This is a genomic window from Gallaecimonas zhanjiangensis (assembly GCF_057624825.1).
Window position 1 is genome coordinate 4161737 of record NZ_CM172603.1, and the last position, 25742, is coordinate 4187478.

27 protein-coding genes are annotated in these 25742 nt (G+C 59.5%); 19 read left to right on the forward strand and 8 right to left on the reverse strand.

The genetic code is table 11. The features are described from left to right. The first annotated feature begins 1 nt into the window (after nucleotide 1). Nucleotides 2-1423 carry an efflux transporter outer membrane subunit gene (locus tag AC22G1_RS19645; protein WP_487314854.1) on the forward strand — a complete coding sequence of 474 codons (1422 nt, stop codon included), beginning with the start codon at nucleotides 2-4 and terminating at the stop codon, nucleotides 1421-1423. Nucleotides 1424-1449: 26 nt separating this feature from the next. On the opposite strand, the gene AC22G1_RS19650 is transcribed toward AC22G1_RS19645, so the two are convergent. The 4 genes from AC22G1_RS19650 to AC22G1_RS19665 form a co-directional block, all read right to left on the reverse strand. Further along, on the reverse strand, nucleotides 1450-2217 hold the full coding sequence (locus AC22G1_RS19650; protein ID WP_487314855.1) for an IclR family transcriptional regulator: 768 nt from the start codon (nucleotides 2215-2217) through the stop codon (nucleotides 1450-1452). Between the two features lie 118 nt (nucleotides 2218-2335). Then, a complete protein-coding gene (locus AC22G1_RS19655; RefSeq protein ID WP_487314856.1) occupies nucleotides 2336-3832 on the reverse strand; it encodes a CoA-acylating methylmalonate-semialdehyde dehydrogenase in 1497 nt (498 codons plus the stop codon). 25 nt (nucleotides 3833-3857) lie between these two features. Further along, a complete protein-coding gene (locus tag AC22G1_RS19660) occupies nucleotides 3858-5015 on the reverse strand; it encodes an iron-containing alcohol dehydrogenase (RefSeq protein WP_487314857.1) in 1158 nt (385 codons plus the stop codon). 46 nt (nucleotides 5016-5061) lie between these two features. Then, nucleotides 5062-6450: a GntP family permease gene (locus tag AC22G1_RS19665; protein WP_487314858.1), complete on the reverse strand. Its 1389-nt coding sequence runs from the start codon at nucleotides 6448-6450 to the stop codon at nucleotides 5062-5064. On the opposite strand from AC22G1_RS19665, the gene AC22G1_RS19670 reads away from it, so the two are divergent. The 13 genes from AC22G1_RS19670 to AC22G1_RS19730 all read left to right on the forward strand — a co-directional run bounded on the left by AC22G1_RS19670 (nucleotide 6449) and on the right by AC22G1_RS19730 (nucleotide 16112). After that, nucleotides 6449-6676, forward strand: coding sequence for a hypothetical protein (locus AC22G1_RS19670; RefSeq protein WP_487314859.1), 228 nt, complete (start codon nucleotides 6449-6451; stop codon nucleotides 6674-6676). The two genes, AC22G1_RS19665 and AC22G1_RS19670, sit on opposite strands and share 2 nt — an antisense overlap. 108 nt (nucleotides 6677-6784) lie before the next feature. Next, nucleotides 6785-7534, forward strand: coding sequence for a bifunctional demethylmenaquinone methyltransferase/2-methoxy-6-polyprenyl-1,4-benzoquinol methylase UbiE (ubiE, locus tag AC22G1_RS19675; RefSeq protein ID WP_487314860.1), 750 nt, complete (start codon nucleotides 6785-6787; stop codon nucleotides 7532-7534). 1 nt (nucleotide 7535) lies between these two features. After that, entirely contained in the window at nucleotides 7536-8138 is a 603-nt protein-coding gene (locus AC22G1_RS19680) for a ubiquinone biosynthesis accessory factor UbiJ (RefSeq protein WP_487314861.1), read from the forward strand. After that, nucleotides 8135-9751 carry a ubiquinone biosynthesis regulatory protein kinase UbiB gene (gene ubiB / locus AC22G1_RS19685; protein WP_487314862.1) on the forward strand — a complete coding sequence of 539 codons (1617 nt, stop codon included), beginning with the start codon at nucleotides 8135-8137 and terminating at the stop codon, nucleotides 9749-9751. The genes AC22G1_RS19680 and ubiB overlap by 4 nt, the downstream gene beginning before the upstream one ends. 41 nt (nucleotides 9752-9792) lie before the next feature. Continuing rightward, nucleotides 9793-10023: a Sec-independent protein translocase subunit TatA gene (gene tatA / locus AC22G1_RS19690; RefSeq protein ID WP_487314863.1), complete on the forward strand. Its 231-nt coding sequence runs from the start codon at nucleotides 9793-9795 to the stop codon at nucleotides 10021-10023. Next, nucleotides 10023-10355: a Sec-independent protein translocase protein TatB gene (tatB, locus tag AC22G1_RS19695; protein WP_487314864.1), complete on the forward strand. Its 333-nt coding sequence runs from the start codon at nucleotides 10023-10025 to the stop codon at nucleotides 10353-10355. The genes tatA and tatB overlap by 1 nt, the downstream gene beginning before the upstream one ends. Continuing rightward, a complete protein-coding gene (gene tatC / locus AC22G1_RS19700) occupies nucleotides 10352-11092 on the forward strand; it encodes a twin-arginine translocase subunit TatC (RefSeq protein ID WP_487314865.1) in 741 nt (246 codons plus the stop codon). The genes tatB and tatC overlap by 4 nt, the downstream gene beginning before the upstream one ends. Next, on the forward strand, nucleotides 11089-11562 hold the full coding sequence (locus tag AC22G1_RS19705) for a hypothetical protein (protein ID WP_487314866.1): 474 nt from the start codon (nucleotides 11089-11091) through the stop codon (nucleotides 11560-11562). The genes tatC and AC22G1_RS19705 overlap by 4 nt, the downstream gene beginning before the upstream one ends. Further along, a complete protein-coding gene (locus tag AC22G1_RS19710; RefSeq protein ID WP_487314867.1) occupies nucleotides 11559-12341 on the forward strand; it encodes a TatD family hydrolase in 783 nt (260 codons plus the stop codon). Before AC22G1_RS19705 ends, AC22G1_RS19710 begins: the two co-directional genes overlap by 4 nt. Before the next feature lie 27 nt (nucleotides 12342-12368). Then, on the forward strand, nucleotides 12369-13376 hold the full coding sequence (hemB, locus tag AC22G1_RS19715) for a porphobilinogen synthase (protein ID WP_487314868.1): 1008 nt from the start codon (nucleotides 12369-12371) through the stop codon (nucleotides 13374-13376). Nucleotides 13377-13505: 129 nt separating this feature from the next. Next, nucleotides 13506-14219 carry a glycosyltransferase family 2 protein gene (locus AC22G1_RS19720; RefSeq protein ID WP_487314869.1) on the forward strand — a complete coding sequence of 238 codons (714 nt, stop codon included), beginning with the start codon at nucleotides 13506-13508 and terminating at the stop codon, nucleotides 14217-14219. Further along, the gene (locus AC22G1_RS19725) at nucleotides 14216-14482 is read left to right on the forward strand and encodes a lipid-A-disaccharide synthase N-terminal domain-containing protein (protein ID WP_050659759.1); all 267 of its coding nucleotides are present in this window, start codon (nucleotides 14216-14218) and stop codon (nucleotides 14480-14482) included. Before AC22G1_RS19720 ends, AC22G1_RS19725 begins: the two co-directional genes overlap by 4 nt. Further along, complete coding sequence (locus tag AC22G1_RS19730; protein ID WP_487314870.1) at nucleotides 14466-16112, forward strand: ArnT family glycosyltransferase; 1647 nt, start codon at nucleotides 14466-14468, stop codon at nucleotides 16110-16112. The genes AC22G1_RS19725 and AC22G1_RS19730 overlap by 17 nt, the downstream gene beginning before the upstream one ends. A gap of 53 nt (nucleotides 16113-16165) precedes the next feature. On the opposite strand, the gene AC22G1_RS19735 is transcribed toward AC22G1_RS19730, so the two are convergent. After that, nucleotides 16166-17041 (reverse strand): helix-turn-helix transcriptional regulator, encoded by an 876-nt coding sequence (locus tag AC22G1_RS19735; RefSeq protein ID WP_050659757.1) that lies wholly within the window; start codon nucleotides 17039-17041, stop codon nucleotides 16166-16168. A 185-nt stretch (nucleotides 17042-17226) separates the two neighbouring features. Between AC22G1_RS19735 and AC22G1_RS19740 the strand changes: the two genes are divergently transcribed. Then, nucleotides 17227-17718 carry a DUF4124 domain-containing protein gene (locus tag AC22G1_RS19740; protein WP_487314871.1) on the forward strand — a complete coding sequence of 164 codons (492 nt, stop codon included), beginning with the start codon at nucleotides 17227-17229 and terminating at the stop codon, nucleotides 17716-17718. 315 nt (nucleotides 17719-18033) lie between these two features. Continuing rightward, complete coding sequence (locus AC22G1_RS19745; protein WP_487314872.1) at nucleotides 18034-19176, forward strand: PilT/PilU family type 4a pilus ATPase; 1143 nt, start codon at nucleotides 18034-18036, stop codon at nucleotides 19174-19176. A 27-nt stretch (nucleotides 19177-19203) separates the two neighbouring features. Here the strand turns inward: AC22G1_RS19745 and AC22G1_RS19750 are convergent, their stop codons facing one another. From AC22G1_RS19750 to rhlB, 3 genes are read right to left on the reverse strand one after another with little or no spacing between them, the layout of a single operon-like run. Next, nucleotides 19204-19533, reverse strand: coding sequence for a hypothetical protein (locus AC22G1_RS19750; RefSeq protein ID WP_487314873.1), 330 nt, complete (start codon nucleotides 19531-19533; stop codon nucleotides 19204-19206). Between the two features lie 23 nt (nucleotides 19534-19556). Continuing rightward, nucleotides 19557-20981, reverse strand: a complete 1425-nt coding sequence (locus AC22G1_RS19755; protein ID WP_487316757.1) for a Ppx/GppA phosphatase family protein — start codon at nucleotides 20979-20981, stop codon at nucleotides 19557-19559. A 7-nt stretch (nucleotides 20982-20988) separates the two neighbouring features. Beyond that, entirely contained in the window at nucleotides 20989-22290 is a 1302-nt protein-coding gene (gene rhlB, locus AC22G1_RS19760) for an ATP-dependent RNA helicase RhlB (protein ID WP_487314874.1), read from the reverse strand. Between the two features lie 118 nt (nucleotides 22291-22408). On the opposite strand from rhlB, the gene trxA reads away from it, so the two are divergent. The 3 genes from trxA (at nucleotide 22409) to ubiD (ending at nucleotide 25742) form a co-directional block, all read left to right on the forward strand. After that, nucleotides 22409-22735, forward strand: a complete 327-nt coding sequence (gene trxA, locus AC22G1_RS19765; protein ID WP_050659753.1) for a thioredoxin TrxA — start codon at nucleotides 22409-22411, stop codon at nucleotides 22733-22735. A gap of 178 nt (nucleotides 22736-22913) precedes the next feature. Continuing rightward, nucleotides 22914-24179: a transcription termination factor Rho gene (rho, locus tag AC22G1_RS19770; protein WP_487314875.1), complete on the forward strand. Its 1266-nt coding sequence runs from the start codon at nucleotides 22914-22916 to the stop codon at nucleotides 24177-24179. Nucleotides 24180-24269: 90 nt separating this feature from the next. Further along, nucleotides 24270-25742: a 4-hydroxy-3-polyprenylbenzoate decarboxylase gene (gene ubiD / locus AC22G1_RS19775; RefSeq protein WP_487314876.1), complete on the forward strand. Its 1473-nt coding sequence runs from the start codon at nucleotides 24270-24272 to the stop codon at nucleotides 25740-25742.

Consider the following 25742-nt stretch of genomic DNA (forward strand, 5'->3'; position numbering starts at 1 on the left):
CATGACCGACCATAAAACCGCCCTGGCCTTATTACTGGCAGCCCCTTTGCTGTTGGCCGGCTGCAACCTGGCCCCCGACTACCAGCGCCCGGCAGCGGACATTCCGGCCAAACTGCCCTTAGGGGCCGCCGATGGCCAGCCACAACAGGCCGCCAGTGCCGCCACGCTGCCCTGGCGCCAGTTTGTGGCCGACAGCCGCCTGCAACAAGTGATTGCCAAGGCCCTTACCAGCAACCGCTCCTTAAAAGAAACCCTGGCCGATGTGGCATCGGCCAGGGCCACTTATAAGGGCCAGTACGCCAGCCAGTTCCCCGAATTGGACGCCAGCGTCTCCTCCAGCCGCGCCAAGACCACCAGCGGCAGCATTACCAGCAGCAGCGAAGCCACCCTTGGCCTGTCGAGCTACGAGATAGACTTGTTCGGCAAAGCCCGCAACATGAGCGAGATGGAGCTGGAAAATTACCTCTCCAGCAGTGAAACCTTGCGGGCCGCGCAGATCAGCCTGATTGGTGAAGCCGCCAATGCCTGGCTGACCTTGGCCGCCGACCACTCCTTGCTGAAACTGGCCGAACAAACCGCCGCCAGCGCTCAGCAAACCATGGCCATCAGCCAAAAACGCCTGGCCATGGGGGTAGACTCGCGGGTCGATCTGGCCGGCGCCGAGACCACTTACCAAAGTGCCCGGGCCGATGTGGCCAGCTACAAGACCCAGGCGGCCCAGGACATCAACGCCCTGAACCTCCTTGCCGGGCAACAGCTGCCGGCAGAGCTGCTGCCCACCGCCCTTGCAGATAACGGCCAGTGGCTGAGCGATGTGCCGGCGGGGCTCTCTTCTGATGTGCTGCTAAGCCGCCCCGATGTGCTGGCCGCCGAGCATGACCTAAAAGCCGCCAACGCCAATATCGGCGTGGCCAGGGCCGCGTTCTTCCCGAGCCTGAGCCTGACCGCCAAAGGCGGGGTGGGCAGTGACGCGCTGTCAGATCTCTTTAATGGCGCCAGCAGTATCTGGTCGGTGGCCCCCAGCCTGACCCTGCCCATTTTTGATGCCGGTGCCAACAGCGCCCAGTTGGCCTACACCAAGGCCCAGCGGGACAAATACCTGGCCGCTTACCAAAACGCGGTGCAAACCGCCTTTAAGGAAAGCGCCGACGCCCTGGCCCGGCGCGGCACAATAGAGGAGCAACTGGCGGCCCAAAGCGCCCTGGTGGCAGCCGCCCAGCAAAGCTACCGGCTCTCCTTTAAGCGCTACCAGGCTGGCATCGACAGCTTCCAGGACGCCCTGATTGCCCAGCGCACCCTCTACAGCGCCCAGCAGGGGCTGATCAGCACCCGCCTGACCGAGCTCAGCAACAGGGTCACCCTGTACCGGGTGCTGGGCGGGGGTCTGGCCGGCACTGCGGCCGAAGCGCCGGCAACACCATAAAAAAGGGCGCCAACCGGCGCCCTTTTTTATATCTCGGTGTCGTCCAGCCGGCTTAAATCCTCTGCGGCCTGGCGCAGCTGGGGCGCAAAGGCCAGCAGCCCATCCAGGCTCAGCCGCAATTTGGGGGCATGAATATACAGGCAGGCCACCAGCTTGCCCCGTCCGTCTTTGATGGGGACAGAGCAGGCCACCATGCCGTCGATGAACTCTTCATCGTCGGTGCCGATGCCGGTTTTGGCGATGCGATCCAGCTCGGCGTTCAGGGCGTCAAGGTCGGTAATGGTGTTGCGGGTCATGGCCTTGATGGGCAGGGAGGCCAGTACCGTCTGGCGCTTGGCCTTGGACAATGAGGCCAGGTACAGCTTACCGGAGGAAGTGCACCACACTGGGGTGTGGCTGCCTTCTGGCAGGTAAATTTGCAACGGCCAGTTGGCCTGCACCCGGTCGTAATACACCATCTCCAGGCCATTGGGGATGGAGATACCGCAGGTTTCCTGCACCGCGTCCGCCAGCCGCTGCATGATGGCCTGGCGCGAGGTCTTGAAGCGGTCGGCATGCCAAACCCCCATGCTCAGCTGATACAGGCGGTTACCCGGCTCCCACAGGCCGCGCAGGTTCATCTGCAAGAAGCCGTCCTGTTTGAGCTGGGCCAGCAGCCGGTGCACGCTGGGCTTGGGAATATCCAGGGCGTGGGCAATATCGGCCGGCGACAACGGCGCCTCGGCGTTGGACACCAGCTCGATGATCTCCAGCACCCGGCTGATGGCCGAGCCCTTATCGCGTTTTGTGGTCAAGGGGTTACCTGCGTTCCTGAAAAGTCGGTTAATGGTGGCGTTTTCATCCCCGCCCTGCAACACCCGAGAGCGGCCCATAAAAAAAGCCGCCCGCAGGCGGCCAAAACTCGCGGGGGTTTTACTTCATGGTAGGCATGGAGAATTCGGCCCCTTCCCGCACGTTGGCCGAGGGCCAGCGCTGGGTAATGGTTTTGCGGCGGGTGTAGAAGCGGGCGCCGTCCGGGCCGTAGGCGTGCAGGTCACCAAACAGGGAACGCTTCCAGCCGCCGAAGCTGTGGTAGGCCACCGGTACCGGCAGCGGCACGTTGATACCCACCATGCCCACCAGGATGTTGTCGGAAAAATAACGGGCCGCCTCACCGTCGCGGGTGTAGATGCAGGTGCCGTTGCCGTACTCGTGGTCGTTGATAAGCGCCATGGCCTCTTCCATGGTGTTTACCCGCACCACTTGCAATACCGGCCCGAAGATCTCGGCCTGGTAGCTGTCCATGTCGGGGGTAACCCGGTCAATCAGGGTGGCGCCAACGAAAAAGCCCTCTTCAAAGCCCGGCACCGTTACGCTGCGGCCATCCACCACTACCTTGGCCCCCTGGGCCTCGGCACTGTTGATGTGGCCTACCACCTTTTCCTGGTGGGCGCGGGTGATGACGGGGCCAAAGTCGTTTTGCTTGTCGTGGTAAGCGCCGACCTTCAGGCCCTGCATGCCGGCCTGCATTTTCTCAATCAGGGTGTCCGCTGCGGCGTCGCCCACCGCTACCGCTACCGACAGCGCCATGCAGCGCTCGCCGGAGGAGCCAAAGGCGGCCCCCAGCAGGGAGTTCACCACGTTGTCCATGTCTGCGTCGGGCATGACGATGGCGTGGTTCTTGGCGCCGCCCAGGGCCTGGCAACGTTTGCCGTGGCTGCTGGCAGTGGCGTAGATGTACTCGGCCACCGGGGTGGAGCCTACAAAGCTCACCGCTTGCACCCGTGGGTCGGTGAGCAGGGTGTCTACCGCCTCCTTGTCGCCGTTGACCAGGTTGAACACCCCGGCTGGCAGGCCGGCTTCCTGCAACAGCTCGCCAATAAAGAGGGTGGCGGACGGGTCGCGCTCCGAGGGTTTGAGCACGAAGGTGTTACCGCACACCAGCGCCATGGGGAACATCCACAGCGGCACCATCACCGGGAAGTTAAAGGGGGTAATGCCCGCGACAACGCCCAGCGGCTGCATCTCGCTCCAGGCGTCGATGGCCGGGCCGACGTTCTTGGTGTACTCGCCTTTTAACAGCTCCGGGGCGCCGCAGGCGTACTCGACGTTCTCGATGCCGCGCTGCAATTCACCGGCGGCGTCGTGGACGATCTTGCCGTGCTCCTGGCCGATGAGTTCACAAATTTTGTCGCTGTGCTGCTCCAGCAATTCCTTGAAGCGAAACATCACCCGCGCCCGCTTGATGGGTGGGGTGTTGCGCCAGGCAGGATAAGCGGCCTGGGCGGCGGCGATGGCCTCTTCCACCGTGGCCTTGGGGGCCAGGGCCACTTTTTTCTCGGCCTTGCCGGTGGCGGGGTTGAATACGTCCTGGGTGCGGGCCGCGTCCATGCGCGGCTGGCCGTTGATGAGATGTCCGATGGTAGTCATTGCAAATCTCCTTGGGGGCTGGGCATCAGGCCCAAAGCTGTTCGTAAAGGGTGACGATGTCTTCGGCGCTGGGCACCCGTGGGTTGTTACCGGGGGAACCCGAGGCCAGGGCCTGCTCGGCCATGGTGTGGCGCACTGCGAAGAAACGGTCTTTGTCGATGCCAAAATCCGCCGGGCTCGGCACCTTGAGTTCGGTGTTGATGGCCACCAGCTCTGCCAGCAATTTCTGGTTGGCCAGTTCGGTTGGGTCGTCCATATGGGCAAACCCTAGGGCCCTGGCGCAATCGGCATAACGCTCGGCGGCAGCAGGGATGGACCAGGCGGTTACCGCCGGCAGCAACATGGCGTTGGACAGGCCATGGGGCACATGGAAGAAGGCGCCGATGGGCCGGCTCATGCCGTGCACCAGCGCCACCGAGGCGTTGGAAAAGGCAATACCGGCCAGGCTAGCGCCCAGCATCATCGCCTCGCGGGCGGCTTTATCGTCGCCCTGGTGGTAGGCGCGGCGAAGGTTCGGGCCAATCAGGCCCATGGCGGCCAGGGCCTGGCTGTCGGTGTAGGGGCTGGCCTTCTTGCTGACATAGGCTTCGATGGCATGGGTCATGGCGTCGATACCGGTGTCGGCGGTGGTGCGGGCCGGCACCGTTAAGGTCAGCTCGTAATCAATCAGGGCCGCCACCGGCATAAAGCCAACACCGGCGCAGAGCAATTTCTCGTCGGTCTTTTCATCGGTGATGATGGTAAAGCGGGTCGCCTCCGAACCGGTGCCGGCGGTGGTGGGGATGGCGATAATCGGCAGCCCCGCCTCGTTAACCTGGTGCGGGAAACGGTAGTCGTTAATGACGCCGCCAAATTTCCCCAAGATGGCGATGGCTTTGGCGCTGTCGATAGGGCTGCCGCCACCGAGGGCCACTACGGCGTCAAAGTCGCCGGCGCGCACCTTATCCACCCCGGCCTGGATGGAGGCGGCGGTGGGCTCGGGCACGGTGTCGGCAAAGACATCGCTGGCAATGCCTTTGGCCGCCAGCAGGGTTTGCACCTTATCGAGGTAACCGAGCTGCACCATCATTTTGTCGGTCACCAGCAGCGGCTTTTTGCAGCCAAAGGTAGCCAGCAATTCGGGCAGTTTTTGAAGCACGCCGGGGCCGACTTCCATCACCCGGGGCAGAACGACTGAGGCCATAAGACCCTCCTTTACGGCGCCCGGCCGGGCGCCAACTGACACATGCTCAGAAGGCACCGAACATGCTACCAAGACCAATCACCACCACCAGGCCGGCCAGGGCCGCAGGAATGGTGACCATGAAAATATCCAGATACGACTGCCGGTGGGTCAGGCCGCAAATGGCCAGCAAGGTGATCACGGCGCCGTTATGGGGCAGGGTATCGAGCCCACCAGAGGCCATGGCCGCCACCCGGTGCAGCAGCTCCGGCGACACCCCGGCCTGGGTGGCCAGCTGCATGTAGGTATCGCCCATGGTGTTAAGGGCAATGCTCATGCCGCCAGAGGCCGAGCCGGTAATGCCGGCCAGCACGTTCACCACCACCGCTTCGGAGATCAAAATGTTGTCTGGCGACAGGTTCAGCATCAGCGCCTTGAGTACCCCGAAGGCGGCCAAAGAGGCGATCACCGAGCCATAACCCACTTCCGATGCGGTGTTGAAAATCGGCAGCAACGAACCCAGGGTGCCCTTGTTGAGGGTCTCCTTGAGGTTGCCCCAGCGGCGCCAGTTAAAGGCCACCAACGCCAAGCAGGCCAGCAGCAGCGCGCTGATGATGGACCAGATCCCCAGCACCGCGCTGAGTTCGGTGTGGCCGAACTTGGCCTCGGCCAGGTAGCTGTTGTTAAGGGCCGGGAACAACACCTTGCTAAAGAGGTAGTTGCCCAGCACCACCAGCACGATGGGCAGCAGCGCCACCCACAGCGGCGGCAGGCGGCTGGTATCAAAACCGCTTTCCTGGCTGTCGGGGTGGCTGCCGTAACCTTCGCCAGCCAGCCGCGCCTTGCGGGCCCGGTATTCCATCCAGCCCCAGCCACAACCAAACATCACCACAGCGCCGATAAGGCCAAGGCCGGGGGCGGCAAAGGCGTCGGTGCCGAAAAACGGCATGGGTATAGCGTTCTGAATGGCCGGGGTGCCGGGCAGGGCGGTCATGGTAAAGCCCAAGGAGCCGATGGCGATGGCCCCGGGGATCAGCCGCTTGGGCACATCCGCTTCACGAAACAGCGCCGCAGCGATGGGAAACACCGCAAAACCCACCACAAACAGCGACACGCCGCCGTAGGTCAACAGCGCACAGGCAAGGGCAATGGCCAGCACCGCCCGTGAGCCACCCAATTTGCCCACCAGGGCGTGGGCGATGGCCCGGGCTGAGCCCGAGTCGTCCATCAACTTGCCGAAAATGGCCCCCAGCAGGAACAGCGGGAAGTATTTAATGACGTAGCCGCCAAGGCCGGTCATGAAGATTTGGGTGTAGGTGCCCAGTAACTGGTTGCCTTCACCGCTCAGCAGCACCGCCAACATGGCCAGCAGCGGCGCCAGGATCAACACACTGATGCCGCGATACGCCAGGTACATCAGCAGCCCCAGCGACAGCACTATTCCTATCAAACTCATGGTTTCCCCCAAAGGCGGCGCCGTACTTGGCACCCTTGTTGTTATTGGTTTTCTGGCGGTTCTGCCTGGGCCTGTTGCACCGGCCTTTATGCTGCCAACCCCGCCACACAACGAAATAAAATCATTTATCGATACGAAACGTATCATTATCGATCAAAATAACCCTGTCAAACCCAATCGCCATTTACGTAAACGTCAAAATGTCGCTAACCCGGCCCGAGCCTAGCCAGTGGGGATAGAGTGAAAATTCAGAAATCCGTTTTTCACCACTGCCCAGGGCTGCGCCGGGCGGCTGGCTCAAGTACACTAGGGGCGATTTGAAAAGGATGAGCCCATGGCAGACAACAACAGCACCGACTTCGGCTACAAGACGGTCCCGGTGGCGGATAAAGCCAAGATGGTGGCCGGGGTGTTCCACTCCGTGGCCGGCAAATACGACGTAATGAACGACCTGATGTCCATGGGCATCCACCGGTTGTGGAAGCGTTTTACCATCGACCTTTCCGGGGTGCGCTCCGGCCAGAAGGTGCTGGATCTGGCCGGTGGTACCGGCGATCTGGCTGCCAAGTTTGCCCGCATCGTTGGCGACAGCGGTGAAGTGGTGCTGGCCGACATCAACGACTCCATGCTCAATGTCGGCAAGGAAAAGCTGCGCAACATGGGCATCGTCAGCAACGTGCGCTTTGTCCAGGCCAACGCCGAATGCCTGCCCTTCCCGGACAACCACTTCGACCTCATCACCATCGCCTTTGGCCTGCGTAACGTCACCGACAAACTGGCGGCGCTCAAGTCCATGCAACGGGTGCTCAAGCCCGGTGGCCGCCTGCTGGTGCTGGAGTTCTCCAAGCCCGCCAACCCGCTGCTGACCCAGGCCTACGACATCTACTCGTTCAAGGTACTGCCTGCCATGGGCAAACTGGTGGCTGGCGACAGCGAGTCTTACCAATACCTGGCCGAGAGCATCCGCATGCACCCGGACCAGGAAACCCTCAAAGGCATGATGCTCGAAGCCGGTTTTGACGAGGTGGAATACCACAACCTCACCGGTGGCATCGTCGCCCTGCACCGAGGCTTCAAGTTCTAAGATGCCGTTCAAGCAACTTATCCAGGCCCTAGCTCAAACCGGTGCCAACCGTTTGCTGGCACTGGATGAGTCCAGCGGCCGCCGCTTGGGGCGCCTGAGCGGCAAAACGGTGCTGGTGCAACTGACCGACATCAACCTTGGCCTTGGTTTTGTGGTGCTGGACGACGGCCTGCTGGTGACCGGCGATCTGGCGGCCCCCGACGCCAAGGTGGCCCTGCCGGTGGCCGCCATCAAAGAGCTTAAAGACAGCGCCAACCTGCCCCGCGCCATCAAAGAAGGGCGCCTGGAGCTGACCGGCGATCCGATGCTGCTCAAGCAGTTTTCGGAACTCTTTGCCAAGCTCGACATCGACTGGGAAGGGGAACTGGCCAAATACCTGGGCGATGTACCGGCACACCTGCTGTTTAGCAGCGCCGCACGCCTCAGCCGGCGCCTGGCTGGCAGTGCCGGCCGCTTTGCACAGTGGGGCGCCGAGCAGCTCACCGAAGAATCCCGGCTAACCCCCAATGCCCTCGAGCAGCGCCAGTTCTTTGATGATGTGGACGACCTGAAAAGCGCCCTGGCCCGCCTGGAGAGGCGTCTTGCGGCGCTGGAGCACCGATGAGCAGTCTGCGACTCTATAAAGTCTTAAAAACCTTTTTAAACCATGGCCTTGATGACCTGATCCCAACCCGGTTCTGGCCTTGGTACATGCGCCTTTGGCGGCTGTCGCTGTTTTGGATCCCCAACCGCCACAAGCAAAAGCCCCGCGCCGAGCGGCTGCGCCTGGCTCTGGAAAGCCTGGGCCCGGTGTACATCAAGTTCGGGCAGATGCTCTCTACCCGCCGCGACCTGATGCCGGACGACATCGCCCAGGAGCTCACCAAGTTGCAGGACAAGGTGCCGCCCTTTGACGGCAAGGCAGCCCGCGCCAGTATCGAGCGCAGCCTTGGCGGCCCCCTGGAGCAGTGGTTCAGCGACTTTGACGAAAAGCCCCTGGCTTCTGCCTCCATCGCCCAGGTGCACACCGCCCGCCTCAAAGACACCGGCGCCGAGGTGGTGCTCAAGGTGATCCGCCCCGGTATCGGCAAGGTAATGAGCGCCGATGTGGAGCTGATGAGCACCTTCGCCGCTATCGCCGCCAAGGTGATGCCAGACGGGCGCCGCCTCAAGCCCAAGGAAGTGGTGCGCGAGTACCAAAAGACCCTTTTTGACGAGCTGGATTTGCTGCGCGAAGCGGCCAACGCCATCCAGCTGCGCCGCAACTTCGACGGCTCCGACTCCCTCTATGTGCCGGAGGTCTACCCGGACTTGTGCCGCAAGCGGCTGTTGGTGATGGAGCGCATCTACGGCATTCCGGTAGCCGATATCGAGACCCTCAAGGCCAACGGCACCAACCTTGAACGCCTGGCCGAAAAAGGCGTGGAGGTATTCTTCACCCAGGTGTTTCGCGACTCGTTCTTCCACGCCGACATGCACCCGGGCAACATCTTCGTGGCCTACGAAAATCCCCAGGATCCCAAGTACATCGGCATCGACTGCGGCATCGTCGGCACCCTGGCCAAGGAGGACAAACGCTACCTGGCCGAGAACTTCGTGGCTTTCTTTAACCGGGATTATCGCAAGGTGGCCGAGCTGCATGTGGATTCGGGCTGGGTGCCCTTTGACACCAGCGTTGACGAGTTCGAGGTAGCCATTCGCACCGTGTGCGAACCGATATTTGAAAAGCCCTTGGCGGAAATTTCCTTTGGCCAGGTGCTGGTGAACCTCTTTAACACCGCCCGGCGTTTTAACATGGAAGTGCAGCCACAGCTGGTGCTGCTGCAAAAGACCCTGCTCTATATCGAGGGCCTGGGCCGCCAGCTTTACCCGCAGCTGGATCTGTGGAAAACCGCCAAGCCCTTCCTGGAAGACTGGCTCAAAGATCAGATGGGCCCCAAGGCCATGCTGCGCCATATCAAGTCCAACCTGCCGTTCTGGGGCGAGAAGCTGCCGGAGCTGCCGGATCTTTTGTATGACAACCTGCGCCTGGCCCGAGACTGGCAACAGCGCCAGTCCCAGCGAGACCAGCAACAGCAAAAGCAGCACCAGCAACAATTACAGAAACAAAGTTTGCGCATTCTTGCCGCAACCCTGCTGGTGTGCGGCGCCATACTTTATGGCAAAGTGAACGGATGGGTACCGGTAGTCTTGGCATTGGCCTCGGCGGTAGCCTGGATAAAGGCGCTGCGAAAGTAGGCGCTACTTAGAATCGTGTAACCACGTTGTAGGGATCTTCCATGGGTAATATCAGTATCTGGCAATTGCTTATCGTATGCGCCATCGTCGTGCTGCTGTTCGGCACCAAAAAACTGCGCAATATCGGCTCCGACCTCGGCTCGGCTTTCAAGGGCTTTAAAAAAGCCATGAAGGACGACGAGGAAGAAAAGAAACTGGAAGACAAGCCTGACGCCCAGTTCAAGGAAGAAAAACAGGAGGAAAAGGCCCCGTCTGACAAGGATAAGGTCTGATGTTCGACATTGGCTTCTGGGAGCTAGTTCTGGTTGGCATCATCGCCCTGGTGGTGCTGGGGCCGGAACGCCTGCCCGGCGCGGCCCGCACCCTGGGACGCTGGGTTCGCACCGTCAAGGGCATGGCCAATCAGGTGCGTAGCGAACTGGAGCGCGAGCTGGAAGCCCATGAGCTCAACGAGAGCATGAAAAAAGCCGAGCAGATGGGCAAGGATTTGCCCAAAGAGCTGGCCGACACCGTCGACGACATGAAACGCAGCGCCAAAGAAATGGAAAGGCCTTACCAGGATGCCCCCGAGGCCAAAGACGCCAAGGATCCCAAGGACCCATGAGTGATATGCCGTTACTTGCGCACCTTCTGGAGCTGCGCACCCGTATCCTGCGCGCCCTGATCGCAGTGGGCCTAGCACTGGTGGTGATGGCCTACTTTGCCAAAGACCTTTATCACCACCTAGCCTTGCCATTGATCAGCAAACTGCCCGTCGGCAGCTCGATGATCGCCACTGACGTGGCCTCCCCCTTCTTTGCGCCGTTCAAACTGGCCATGGTGCTGTCGTTTTTCGTGGCCATGCCAGCAGTGCTCTACCAAATCTGGGCCTTTGTGGCGCCGGGGCTTTATAAGCATGAGCGGCGGCTGGTAGCGCCCTTGCTGGCGATGAGCAGCCTGCTGTTTTACGCCGGCATTGCCTTTGCCTACTACGTTGTTTTCCCGGTTATTTTTGCCTTTTTCACCTCGGTTGCCCCAGAGGGGGTGACCATCGCCACCGACATCTCCAGTTATTTGGACTTCGTTCTGAAACTGTTTTTTGCATTTGGTGTGGCCTTTGAGATACCCATCGCCGTGGTGCTGCTCTGTTACACTGGCGCCACCGACGTGGAGAGCCTCGCCAAAAAGCGCCCTTATATCATCGTAACGGCCTTTACCCTGGGGATGCTGCTAACGCCACCGGATGTGATTTCCCAAACCCTGCTGGCCGTGCCCATGTGGCTGCTGTTCGAGTCCGGACTGGTGATGGCCAAGCTGGTGAAGCGCCGCCGAGCGCCAGACGAAGAAGAGGATTCTGAATGAAACTGCGTTACCTGACCCTGCTGGCCCTGGCCTTTGGCGCCAATGCCTCTATCCAGGACAAACTGGCCCAGTGCACCCAACTGAGCGACAACGAGTTGCGTCTGGCCTGCTTTGACGCCCTGGCCAAACAGGTTAAGGCCAACCCCGATATGGCTGCCACCGAGCAGGCCGTGGGCCGCTCTACCGTGATAGCCAAAACCGAGGATCCGGTGGCCAGCTTCGGGATAGAGGAAAAGGTGCAAAACCAGGACGCCCTGCAGAGCATCAACGCCATCGTTACCCAGGTTAACAAAGGCCCCTACGGCAAGCTGGTAGTGGTACTGGATAACGGCCAAATCTGGAAACAGACCGACAGCAGCTATTCCGGCATCAAAGCCGACGACAAAGTCGAGCTGAAAAAAGGTGTGTTCGGCGCCGTTTATCTCAGCAAGGAAGGCGGCCGCACCATCCGGGTAGTACGTAGCAAATGACCCTCTGCGACATCGCCATCAACCTTACCGACAGCGCCTTTGACGGCGACCGGCAGCAAGTGGTGGCCGATGCCGCGGCCCAAGGGGTCGACTATCTGATTTTGACCGGCACCACGGTCGAGCAAAGTACCCAGGCCGCAGATTATGCGGCCTCTTCGCAAAGGGCCTTTGCCACCGCTGGTGTCCACCCCCATTATGCCGATGAGGCTCCTGCCGACTTTATTGCCAGCCTGCGCCAATTAGCCCAGCGCCCAGAGGTGCTGGCCATAGGGGAATGCGGCCTGGATTTTTTCCGCGATTTAAGCCCAAGGGCGGTGCAGGAGCAGGTGTTTGCCGCGCAGCTTGAGCTGGCCGGCGAACTTGCCATGCCGGTGCTGCTTCACGAGCGGGAGGCCGCCGAGCGCCAGTACGCCATTTTGCGCCAGTTCCGTGACCGCCTGCCCGGCGCCGTGGCTCATTGCTTTACCGGCGATGAGGCCACCCTCAAAGGCTGGCTGGATCTCGACCTTTATATCGGCATTACCGGCTGGATCTGCGACGAGCGGCGCGGCCAGCACCTGCGCGAGTTGGTGCGGATGATCCCCGACGACAGGCTGCTGGTGGAAACCGACGCCCCCTATCTCATCCCCCGGGATCTCAAGCTCAAAAGCCGCCGCAACGAACCACAGTATTTGCCCCACATTGTCCGCACCATTGCTGCGTGCCGCCGACAAGACCCACAAACGCTGGCCGCCATAACCTTGGCCAACAGCCAGCGCCTGTTCGGCTTTGCCGGGTAGCAGGTGCCTTATTCAGGAGTATCGATAATGATGAACCGCGCGCCTTACCCCAACACCCGCCTGCGCCGCATGCGCAAACACGACTTCACCCGCCGGCTGATGGCCGAGAACCACCTGCGCACCGACGATTTGATTTTGCCGGTGTTCATTATGGAAGGGGAAGGCAAGCGCGAGGCGGTGCCCTCCATGCCCGGCGTGGAGCGCCTGACCATCGACGAGCTGCTCAAGGAAGTGGCCGAGCTGGTGGAACTGGGGGTACCGGTTATCGACCTGTTCCCGGTCACCAACCCGGCGGCCAAGTCGTTGCTGGCCGAAGAGGCTTATAACCCGGATGGCCTCATTCCCCGCGCTATTCGCGCCGTCAAAGCCGCCTTCCCGCAAATGGGGGTGATGACCGACGTAGCCCTGGACCCTTACACCACCCACGGCCAGGACGGCATCATCGACGATGATGGTTATGTGATTAACGACATCACCATCGACATCCTGATCAAGCAGGTGCTTTGCCATGTTGAAGCCGGCGCCGACATCATTTCCCCGTCCGACATGATGGATGGCCGCATCGGCGCCATGCGCCAGGCCCTGGAAGAAGCGGGCCATGTGAACACCAGCATCATGGCCTATTCCGCCAAGTATGCCTCGGCCTACTATGGTCCGTTCCGCGACGCTATCGGCTCTGCCGGCAATATCAAGGGCGGCAACAAGAAGACCTATCAGCAGGATCCGGCTAACAGTGACGAAGCACTCCATGAAATCGCCCTGGACTTGATGGAGGGCGCCGACATGGTGATGGTCAAACCCGGCATGCCCTACCTGGATGTGGTGCGCCGCGTAAAAGACGAGTTCCGGGTACCCACCTTTGCCTATCAGGTGTCCGGCGAGTACGCCATGATCATGGCCGCCGTGCAGAACGGTTGGCTGGCCGAAAAAGAGACCATCATGGAATCACTGCTTTGCTTCAAGCGAGCCGGCGCCGACGGCATTCTCACGTACTTCGCCAAACAAGCGGCGAAATGGCTGAAAGAAGCACAGTAAATTCACAAAAATGTCAAAAGCCGGTCATCACCGGCTTTTTTTTTGCCCTTAATTTTTTGTTAAGTCTGACTGGCCAGACTGCAAATTTAAGCTATTGATAAATAGTAATTTTCAATACTGCGAGGGGCGATGGAAGTTTCCGTTATTATTCCGGCCAAGAACGAGGCCGAAAACCTACCCATTCTGCTGAAAGAAGTTGGCCAAGCCCTCGAAAGCGAGCAATTTGAAGTCGTGGTCATTGACGACGGCTCTACCGACAACAGCTGGAACCTGCTGTGTGAGCTGAAAGAAAGCTACCCCTGGCTACGAGCCCTGCGCCTGGGGCAATCGTCCGGCCAAAGCACCGCTGTCTGGCTGGGTGGCCGCAAAGCCAAGGGCCGGTTTGTGGCCACCATCGACGGCGACGGCCAGAACGACCCTGCCGATATCCCCAACTTGCTAAACCAAGCCCGCCAGGCCGGTGGTGATGTGTGCGTTTGTGGGATCCGTACCCGCCGCAACGACAGCTGGCTCAAAAGAATGTCGTCCAAGGTTGCCAACGGCGTGCGCCGCCGCCTATTGAGCGATGGTGTGGTGGATACCGGTTGTGGCCTTAAGCTCCTGAACCGCGAACTGTTCCTGACCCTGCCTTATTTCGACCACATGCATCGCTTCCTGCCCGCTCTTTGTGTGCGCACAGGCGCCAAGGTGCTGAGCGTGCCGGTTAACCACAGGGCTCGGGTGGCTGGCACTTCCAAATACGGTCTGCACAACCGGCTCTGGGTTGGTTTGGTGGACATGGCCGGGGTGCGCTGGCTGCAAAAGCGGGCCAAAAAGCCCTTGCTGCAGGAGGAGCTGCAATGACCATTGATTGGTGGCTGCTGCTGGGATTTGCCGGCCAGCTGCTGTTCTCGGCCCGCTTCCTGGTGCAATGGCTGGTGAGTGAAAAAGCCAAGCAGAGCATAGTGCCGACCGCTTTTTGGTACCTGTCTATCGGTGGTTCCAGTTTGTTGCTGGTGTACGCCATTTACCGCAAAGACCCGGTGTTTATCCTCGGCCAGAGCGCTGGCTTCATCATTTATCTTCGCAACCTGCAGCTGATCAAAAAACATGAAGCCAGAAACTGAATATCGCCTCGGATGGCTATTGTTGCTGGTGGTGGTGTTGGCCGGTATCGGCCTGCGCTGGCCCTGGCCTGCCGATGAACCCCGCTTTGCCCTTATCGCCCAGGAAATGGTCAACACCGGCCAGTGGCTGATCCCGCACCGGGTGGGCGAGCTTTATCCCGACAAACCCCCCATCTTCATGTGGGCCATCGCCGTGCTGCTGTGGTTGAAAGTCCCCATGAAAATTGCCTTTCTGCTGCCCTCGGCCCTGGCCGGTATTGGCACCGCCTGGCTGACCGTGGACTTGGCCAAACGCCTCCATGGTCCCAGAGTCGCCACCTGGTGCCTGTGGCTGCTGGCCTTCACCATCCAGTTCAGCCTGCAATCGCGGACAGCGCAGATAGATATGCTGCTGGTATTCTGGGTCACCCTTGGCGGTTACGGTATTGCCCGCCACCTGCTGCTGGGCCCGGCCTGGGGATGGTACTTCCTCGGCTTTGCCGCCGCCGGTTTTGGGGTGATCACCAAAGGGGTGGGGATTATCGCCCTATTCCTGCTGCTGCCGCTGATTTGGCGCAGCGATTTGCGCCAGAAAATGGCCAAGAAGGCCTGGCTGGGGCCGCTGGTGCTGATAGCCGCCATTGCTACCTGGGGCCTGCCCATGCTGTGGTACGCCGCCCATAGCAGTAACCCCGAAGCGGTGGCCTACCGCGACAACATCCTCTTTAACCAGACCGCCAATCGCTACGTCCATTCCCTGGGCCATAAAAAGCCGTTCTGGTATTACGTGGTGGAGGTGGCACCGGTGTTCTGGCTGCCGCTGTCGGTGTTGGCGCCGTTCCTAGTCAAAACCTGGTGGCGCGACAAGGTCAAGCCGGAGATCCTGCTGCCGCTGGTGATGGTGCTGGCTACCGTACTGTTCTTCTCCATCAGCCCCGGTAAACGCGGGGTGTATATTACGCCGGCGGTGCCGTGGCTGACTCTGGCCATCGCGCCTTACCTGGAGCAGCTGCTGAGCCGGGTGTGGCCAAAGCGGTTGTGGATGGCCTTTGCCTGGCTGTTGTCTCTTATCCTCATCGTGGCGTCCTTCCTCCACAAGGTGCTGGAGCAACTGGGCACGCACGGCAGAGTATTCCTGCTCGGCACCGGTATTGCCATGGCCCTGGCCTTGCTGCTGACCCGCCGCCAATCCCCCATGCACCGCTGGGGTTGGGCCCTGGCGGCGTTCTGGGCCGGTTACGGCTTTATTGGTGGCCCGGCTCTGGATAGCATCCGCACCCCCAGGGACATCATGGTGGAAGTGGCCAAGCGTATCGGCCCCGACGGCCAACTGGCGCTACTGGATTACAAAGAGCAGTTCGCTCTCTTTGCCGACCGCCCGGTCACCCAGTTCGGTTTCCACGGCCCCATGGACGAACAGCGTGCCAGCGCCCGTGATTGGGTGGAGCGTGGCCCGCAGTATTACGTGATGGGGCCAAAGGAGAACATGGAGCAGTGCTTTGAAATGAAGCCAGAGGACAACCTTGGCGAGCGCCACGGCGGCACTTGGTACCTAGTGTCGGCCAAGGAGCTAAAAGCCGGTTGTGAGCCCGGTGTGACCCCCGCACCGCTTTACAAAGGCCCGGACTACGGTCTTTACCAAAAGCCCTGAGACACTTCCATGAAAAAGCCCCGCAGATGCGGGGCTTTTTTACGAGCATTTGATCAATTGTCGTCGGCCTTGCCCAGCAGGGCGGCGGCTAACTGGCTGGCCAAGCGCTCACGCTCAAGCAGGTAGTAGTGGCCGGTTTCATCGCTGCGACCGATAAATTCCACGCCCAGCACGTTGCACAGGGCATCGGCATCGCCACGGGAGCCACGCCAGATCACGCCATGGATATGGCTGCTGTGGGTGATGCAGTTCATCAGCTTGCGAAGGCAACGCTCCAGTTGGCTGTCACACAGGCCGCCGGCATGGGTAACCAGCAGGTAGCAGGGCGCATTGGCGTCAGGTTGCTGCGAGGCGGTGAGATTCTTGAAGTAATCAGACGCATTGGTGGCAATGGCATCACGGGCCGATTTCTTAATCGGCACCATCACCATATGCGCCAGCAGCAGGTCGTGGTGGCGGATCAGCTGATGCGAGATCTGCCCTTCGCGATTGAGCCGCAGGCAAGCCTGGATCATGATGTCACTCTTGTCACAAGAGCCTATCCAAGACTGAAAACGTTCGAACTCTTCGGGATCGTCCTCGCTCATGTCGACACCGACCTTCAAATGGTCGGCCACACGATAGCGATAGAAGAAGGCACGCAGCCGCGTCCAGGGCTCGCGCAACAAGAAGGCGTCGGCCAGTTCTTTGGCTTCCTGGTCATCGCTGTCACACAGCGTCTTCAGTGGGTCGTCCCCCACTGCGGCGATGATTTGGGCCTGGCGATATAAAGAAGGAGTCGTTACCCCCCGCTCCCAGCGACTGATGGTCACGGCATCCAGCCTGGCAAAGGCTTCGCGGCGGCAGGACAGGTGGTGGGCAAATTCTTCCTGTGAAAGACCCAGGGTTCGCCGCTTCGCTTTCACAAAAGCGGAAAATTCAAAGTTCATCAACCACCTATTGTGCTTGAAGTTGTCTGGCAGTGGTCGAGGCGCAAGTTTCCCCCCTGGCCCTTGACTTGGTAAATAGCATTGTAGTGACTCCCCTCTATTCCTTTGCCTATTTATTAAGCTCTTGTTATTTAAGAAACGGATGTTAGTCTTTGGGATGTTACTGCTTAATTTAGAGAAACAGCATGCCCCGACTCTGGCTTTTTGTCACCCTGTGTTTTTGCACTGGCTCTGTGCAGGCCGGGGTGTATCAGTGCCAGACGGCCGATGGCCGGACCGAGTATCGTGATACCCCCTGCACATCGGGCGTACAACGTATTTATCAAAAAAGTAAGCTGCCTTCCGGCACCCGCACCAAGGTTACACGAACCCAGGAATTTCGCCCCATTATTGGCCAATGGTGTAACTTTGCGACGTCCCTTTCCATGACCGGCACTAAAGACGTAAGCCAACCCAGTTTATGGTCCTTTGGTGAAACCCAACTGAACGTGACTAACAGTGCAATAACAATCCTGAGTGATTTCAACCAACAGCAGAGCTTTCTGCAAGTCGAAGATACCCGGTTGGGAAATTACCACCTGATCATGCAAGGTGCCGACAGCATGGTAATGAAAGGAGACTTTGGCTATTACTTTTTCCGCCGTGGAAGCTGCCCGACGGCCAATCCTCCTAAATAATCTTCTTTAGCGACATTTTCAATTGAAGGTGCCTTGCCAAAAACCAGGCAGACACCATTCGTTATTGATTCTTTGCCATCCGTTCAGATCCGACCTCTTATTGGCCAATTAGCATTTGATGATTTATCTAAAATTGCCGCTTGGTAAATAAAGTAAGGCCATGCTTTGCACTGCACCCTTGGGGCAGTAAATGCCCTATTGCCGTGCTACCTTTTAGTGACCGTTTTGAGGTGCCTGGCCCGGATGCTTGCCCTGGGGCTTGGCAATACCCCTTCAAAACCATCACCAGAACACAACTTTAAAAGTAAAAACAATATGATAGATATCGATCAGTTCCTCACTGTGCTGGCCCGTAACGAAGGCTCCGACCTTTACCTCTCCACCGGGGCGCCTCCCTGCGCCAAGTTCCACGGCCAGCTGAAAATGCTGACCAAAGAAGCGCTGCAACCAGGAGAAATCGAAGAGGTGGCCACGGCCATCATGGACACGGAGCAGCAGGAGAAATTCAAGAAAGAGCTGGAGATGAACCTGGCTAGATCTATCCCCGGCGTCGGGCGCTTTCGGGTCAATATCTTCAAGCAGCGCAACGAAGTCAGCATCGTTGCCCGTTATATCCGCAACGACATTCCCGATATCGAATCACTGGGCCTGCCCCCGGTGCTAAAAGAAGTGATCATGGCCAAGCGCGGCTTGGTGCTATTTGTGGGCGCCACCGGCTCGGGTAAATCCACCTCCCTGGCGGCCCTTATCGACTACCGCAACACCAATGCCAGTGGCCACATCATCACCATCGAAGATCCGGTGGAGTTTGTGCATAAGCACAAGAAGAGCATCATCAACCAACGGGAAGTGGGCACCGACACCCGCAGCTTCCACAGCGCCCTTATCAACACCCTGCGCCAGGCGCCGGACGTTATCCTTATCGGCGAGATTCGTGACCGCGAGACCATGGAACACGCCATTGCCTTCGCCGAAACCGGCCACCTCTGCATCTCCACCCTGCACGCCAACAACGCTAACCAGGCCCTGGACCGGATCATCAACTTCTTCCCGGAAGAGCGGCGCCCGCAATTGCTGCTGGATTTGTCTTTGAACCTGCGCTGCTTTGTGTCCCAACGGCTGGTACCCACCGTGGACGGCAAGCGCTGCGCCGCCGTCGAGGTGCTGCTGGGCACCTCCACCGTGCAGGACATGGTCAAACGCGGTGACGTGCACGCCATCAAGGAGATCATGCAGAAATCGGAAAACCTCGGCATGCAGACCTTCGACAAGGCTCTGTTCGACCTGCATATGGCCGGTAAGATTGACCTTGACCAAGCCCTTCGCAACGCCGACTCGGTCAACGACCTGCGCCTGAAGGTCAAACTGGCCAAAAACGAGTTGGGCACTCCAAGCAGCAACAGCGGTTCATCGCCGCTGGAACTGCGCCTGGAAGGGGATCAGGAAGAAGAAGACTAAGCCAAAGGGCCGGCAATGCCGGCCCCTTTAACCTTTCAATCGCCGCACGTTGTCGGCCTCGGCTTGCGCCGCCTGGCCGTTGTAGCGGTCGCCGTATTCCAGCCAATGCTCCCTTGGCAGCCGCACCATAAAGAACTTCTCTCGATGCACATCGCTGACCAGCCCCCAGCCGGCGGCAGCCAGTTCAAAATGCACGTCGGTGATGTAATCCATGGTGAAACGCTGCCGTCCGGTGAGCTGCTGGATATCGTCTCGAGTCAGGTAGACCCCTTGTGGAGCGTGACCAACCCGACCAGCAAGCCACTGTGCAAACGCCTTGGCACTTTTCATGTGCAGCCCTTTTCTTGGCAACGTCATGACTTTGTTATAGCAAAGTGTGCTTAGGCGTAATCCAGCGTCCAGTTAACCGCTTGAAAGTGTGAGACTTCTTCACCAAGGAGCTGGCTAAGGAGGGGTTTGCCGGCCAGCCAGCCATCGGGCAGCAGCAAATGCAGGTGATGCTGGTTTACCGCCAGGGCCATGGCGTCCGGCAGCGGCCCACGATGGGCACAAAGGAGGATTGCCAGGCGCAGTACCATCAGCGGCAAGGAAGCGGCGACGATAGGGCCTTGTTGCTGGCTGAGCCAAGCGGCCAGGGTTTCCCGGTCCTGTTCGCAAAAGCCGGGCAGGTCGAGGTGGCAAATCAGATAACGGCTGTGCTCGCAGGCCTGCTTGAAACCCACGGCCAGGCCCAGCTCATGAAGCCTTGCCGCAGCCACCACCAGCGCCATCTTCTGCTCGTCCAGGCTGCTGGCACCCAGTTGCATGGCAAGGTCTGCCACTTGGCGGCCATGGGCGTCATCCAGGGAAAAACGGGAGCTGATGGCAGCCAGGGTGCGGGCCCTGACATCCACCTCGCCATTGGGAATAAGCCCGTAAAGCACCCCTTCGCGCAGGGCGCCGCCGGAGGCCTCCATGTCGCTCACTGCCAGGGTCTCGAAGATGGCCAGCAGTATGGCAAGGCCGGCGGCAAACACCGGCTTGCGCTCGTCACTGAGCCCAGGCAGGGACAACTGATCGAGGCGGCCGCAGGTGATGGTATCGGCCAGGGTTTGCTTGAGGCGCGCCAGCGTCACGGTTTGGTCTTCGCCCCGGGCTATCTGCACTTCCTGCACCGCCTGAACCGAGCCGGAGGCCCCAACACAATGCTGCCAGCCACGTTGGATGTAATCATCCTTAAAGGGCGCCAAGCGCGCTTTGGCGGCTTGGATGGCGGCATCGAATTGGGCCTGGCCCAGCATCCCTTCCGGGAAAAATTTCTGCTGAAAGGTGACGCAGCCCATTTCCAGGCTTTCAAGGCGCTCGGCGGTGAAATCGGTGCCGATCACCAGCTCGGTGGAGGCGCCGCCAATATCCACCACCAGGCGCCGGCCAGTTTGGCCGCTGGTGTGGGCAACCCCCTGATAGATAAGCGCTGCTTCGTCTTCGCCGCTGATCACATCGATGGGGCAGCCGAGGATCTGCCAGCCCTTGGCCAGGAATACATCGGCATTCTTGGCAAACCGCAGGGTCGCGGTGGCCACCACTTTTATTTGGTCGGGGGGAATACCGCCGAGGCGTTCGGCGAACAGAGACAGGCAGTCCCAGCCCCGTTCCATGGCGTCAACGGACAGCTGGTATTGATCGTCAAGGCCCGCCGCCAGGCGGACCTTGCGCTTGATCTTGGCCAGGGTTTGCACCTGGCCATGTATGGCGCGCACCACCAGCATGTGGAAGCTGTTTGAGCCGAGATCGATGGCCGCATACAGCGGGCTGGTTTCGCGCACCTTGGCCTCAGTGGGAAGCGTTGCTGCTTCGGCGAGGACCATTGCTGCGGCCACGTCCTCGGCCATTACCACCGCCACTGCGGTTTCCAGGCCGGTCGCGGCCAGCGCGATGCAGGCGAAGCGGCGGGTTGAGATCGGTCAGTAGCGCGTCGGAGCGGTACTGGGTCACCGGGATCTCATGGCCGATGTACTCTTCGATGGCCGGCAGGTTAAAGACGTACTCCTCGCAGGCCAGGCTCACGGCGTGGCCGGAGGCGCCGGCACGGCCGGTACGGCCGATGCGGTGTACGTAGTCTTCGCAGTCGTCAGGCAAATCGAAGTTATAAACGTGGGTCACCGCCGGAATGTGCAGGCCCCGGGCCGCCACGTCGGTGGCTACCAGGAAATCGAGCTTGCCTTCGGTGAACTCTTCGAGGATTTTGACCCGCTTTTTCTGCGGCACATCGCCGGTCAGCAGGCCAACGCGGTGGCCGTCGGCCGCCAAATGGCCCCAAACCCGCTCACAGACAATCTTGGTGTTGGCGAAAACGATGGCGCGCTCGGGCCAGTCTTCTTCTATTAAAGTGAGCAGCAGCTTGTACTTGTCTTCCTTGGAAGGGTACAGCAGCTCTTCGCTGATGCGGGCGCCGGTCTTCTGGGCTGGCTCCACTTCCACGTGCTCGGGGTTGTCCATGTGCTCGTAGGCCAGTTCCTGCACCTTAAAGGAGAGGGTGGCGGAGAACAGCAGGTTCAGGCGCTGGGTCGGCTCGGGCATACGCCGGAACAGATAGCGGATGTCCTTGATAAAGCCAAGGTCAAACATGCGGTCGGCTTCGTCAAGCACCACCACTTGGATGGCCTTGAGGTCGAACACGCCCTGTTTGAAGTAATCGATGATGCGGCCGGTGGTACCGATCAGGATGTCGATACCGTCTTCGAGCTGCTTGCGCTGGCTGTCGTAGCCCTCACCACCATAGATTAACCCCATCGTTAATTTCGATTCCCGGGCCATTTCGATGGCATCTTTATGGATCTGAATCGCCAGCTCGCGGGTCGGCGCCATGATAATGGCACGAGGTTGCTGCACTTTTCGATCAGCAGAAGCGGGATTATTTAACAAATGGTGGAAGGTGGCGGCGAGGAAGGCAATGGTCTTGCCGGTGCCGGTTTGTGCTTGACCCGCAACGTCTTTTCCCCGCAATGCGACGGGCAGGGAAAGCGCCTGGATAGGCGTACAATTGTGAAAACCCTTGTCTGAAAGGGCCTTAATTACGGGTTCTGCCAGGCCAAGTTCACTGAACTTGGTTTCGGTTAAATGCGTCTTTGTCATAGGGTTCCAAGCATATCAGCTTCGGCTTGCAATGAGGAACAGATTCCTTTGAAATAGGTCCGTCCAGCGCCGAGGCCAAGTTGTTTGCCCCGGATCGCGCACATTATTGGAGAAAGCCATGAGCGATAAAATTGTTCACGTAAGTGACGACAGCTTCGATGCCGACGTTCTGCAGGCTCAGGGTCCTGTCCTGGTCGACTTCTGGGCTGAGTGGTGCGGTCCTTGTAAAATGATCGCCCCGGTTTTGGATGACGTAGCAGAAGAATATGCTGGTCGCCTGACCATCGCCAAGATCAATATTGATCAGAACAGCGATACCCCGCCGAAATTCGGCATCCGCGGTATTCCTACCCTGCTGCTTTTCAAAAACGGCCAACTGGCCGCCACCAAGGTCGGCGCTCTGTCCAAGACTCAACTCAAAGAGTTCCTCGACAGCAACATCTGATCTTAAATAAACAGGGCGCTCAATAGCGCCCTGTTTATATTTACGCCTTTACTTCTAGACGCGGCAAACGTTCGCTGCTAACTTAACCCCGTATTGCTTCCCTTCATGCCCTTCCTGTGTTCACGCCGGGGCGTGGAATTTTCCCGTTGATACCAAACGTTTTAGACAACCCACCACTATGAATCTTACCGAGTTAAAGAATACACCAGTCTCGGAACTGGTTGCCCTGGCCGACCAGATGAACCTGGAAAACATGGCGCGGGCCCGCAAACAAGACATTATCTTTGCGATCCTCAAAGCCCACGCGAAATCCGGCGAAGACATTTTCGGTGACGGCGTTCTGGAGATCCTGCAGGACGGTTTTGGTTTCCTGCGTAGCGCCGATTCCTCCTACCTGGCCGGCCCTGACGACATTTATGTCTCTCCCAGCCAGATCCGCCGTTTCAACTTGCGCACGGGCGATACCATTTCCGGTAAGATTCGGCCGCCGAAGGAAGGGGAACGCTATTTCGCCCTTCTGAAAGTCAACGACGTTAACTTCGACCGCCCCGAAAACTCCCGCAACAAGATCCTCTTCGAAAACCTCACGCCCCTGCATGCCAACAGCCGCATGCGCATGGAGCGCGGTAACGGTTCTACCGAAGACATTACCGCCCGGGTACTGGACTTGGCCTCGCCCATCGGTAAAGGCCAGCGCGGCCTTATCGTCGCGCCGCCCAAGGCCGGTAAAACCATCCTGTTGCAGAACATTGCCCAGAGCATCACCTACAACCATCCGGAAGCCACCCTCATCGTGCTGCTCATCGACGAGCGCCCCGAGGAAGTCACCGAGATGCAGCGCCTGGTTAAAGGCGAAGTGGTTGCCTCTACCTTTGACGAACCGGCCAGCCGCCACGTGCAGGTTGCCGAAATGGTCATCGAGAAGGCCAAGCGTCTGGTTGAACACAAAAAAGACGTGGTGATCCTGCTCGACTCCATCACCCGTTTGGCCCGTGCCTACAACACCGTGGTACCCAGCTCCGGCAAGGTACTGACCGGTGGTGTGGACGCCAACGCCCTGCACAAACCCAAGCGCTTCTTCGGTGCGGCCCGTAATGTTGAGGAAGGCGGCAGCCTGACCATCATCGCCACCGCTCTGATTGATACCGGCTCCAAAATGGACGAGGTTATCTACGAAGAGTTCAAGGGTACCGGTAACATGGAACTGCACCTGTCGCGCAAAATTGCCGAGAAACGGGTGTTCCCTGCCATCGACTTCAACCGTTCAGGTACCCGCCGCGAAGAGCTGCTGTGCCGTGATGACGAGCTGCAGAAGATGTGGATTTTGCGCAAGATCCTCCATCCCATGGACGAAATTGCCGCCATGGAGTTCCTTATCGACAAGCTGTCGATGACCAAAACCAACGACGAGTTCTTCGAGGCGATGAAACGCACCAAGAGCTAAGTCCAAAAGCCCCCGCCACTCGGCGGGGGTTTTGTTTTAAGGCCCCAGGCGCGGCATAATGGCGCCACTTCCATCAGCCCAGCCGTGCCAATGAAATACCGGGATCTTCGCGACTTTATCGAGCAGCTCGAGAAAATGGGCGAGCTCAAGCGCATCAAACACCCCATCAGCCCCGATCTGGAAATGACCGAGATCGCCGACCGCACCCTGCGCGCCGGTGGCCCGGCACTGCTGTTTGAAAACCCAACCGGCTATGACATGCCGGTGCTGGCCAACCTCTTTGGCACCCCCAAGCGGGTGGCGCTGGGCATGGGCCAGGAAGATGTCAGCGCCCTTCGGGAAGTGGGCAAACTGCTGGCTTACCTCAAAGAGCCCGAGCCGCCCAAGGGCTTTAAGGAACTGTGGGACAAGCTGCCGGTGTTCAAGCAGGTGCTGAACATGCCGGTGAAAAAGCTCAAATCCGCCCCCTGCCAGGATGTGGTATTGGAGGGGGACGCGGTGGATCTCGACGCCATTCCCATCCAAAAATGCTGGCCAGAGGATGCGGCGCCACTGATGACCTGGGGCCTGACCGTCACTCGCGGCCCTTATAAGCCCCGCCAGAACCTCGGTATCTATCGCCAGCAGAAGCTCAGTAAGAACAAGGTGATCATGCGCTGGCTGTCACACCGTGGCGGCGCCCTGGACTTTGCCGAATGGAAAGAAGCCCACCCCGGCGAGAAATTCCCGGTGGTGGTGGCCTTTGGCGCCGACCCGGCCACCATTCTCGGCGCCGTGACCCCGGTGCCGGACAGCCTTTCCGAATACGCCTTTGCCGGCCTGCTTCGTGGCAACAAAACCGAAGTAGTACAAGCCCTTAGCTGCGACCTGGAAATTCCGGCCAGCGCCGAGATTGTCCTGGAAGGTTATATCGACCCGGACGAGACCCACATGGAAGGGCCCTTTGGCGACCACACCGGCTACTACAACGAGCAGGAACGCCACGCTGTCTTCACCGTCACCCACATTACCCGCCGCAAAGATGCGATTTATCACAGCACCTACACCGGCCGCCCGCCCGATGAGCCGGCGGTGCTGGGGGTGGCGCTCAACGAAGTGTTCGTGCCGATACTGCAAAAGCAGTTCCCGGAAATTGTCGACTTCTACCTGCCGCCAGAAGGCTGCAGCTACCGCATGGCGGTGGTGACCATGAAGAAGCGTTACCCCGGCCACGCCAAGCGGGTGATGCTGGGAGTGTGGTCCTTCCTGCGCCAGTTCATGTACACCAAATTCGTGATCGTCTGTGACGACGACATCAACGCCCGGGACTGGCAAGACGTGATTTGGGCCATTACCACCCGTATGGACCCCAAACGCGATACCGTGTTTATCGAAAACACCCCCATCGACTTCCTCGATTTCGCCTCGCCAGAGGCGGGCCTTGGGTCGAAAATGGGATTGGATGCCACCAACAAGTGGCCGGGTGAAGTGCACCGCGACTGGGGTAAACCCATTGTCAAAGACCCGGAAGTGGTCGCCCGTATCGACGCCATCTGGGATGAGCTTGGCATCCTCGACAACTGA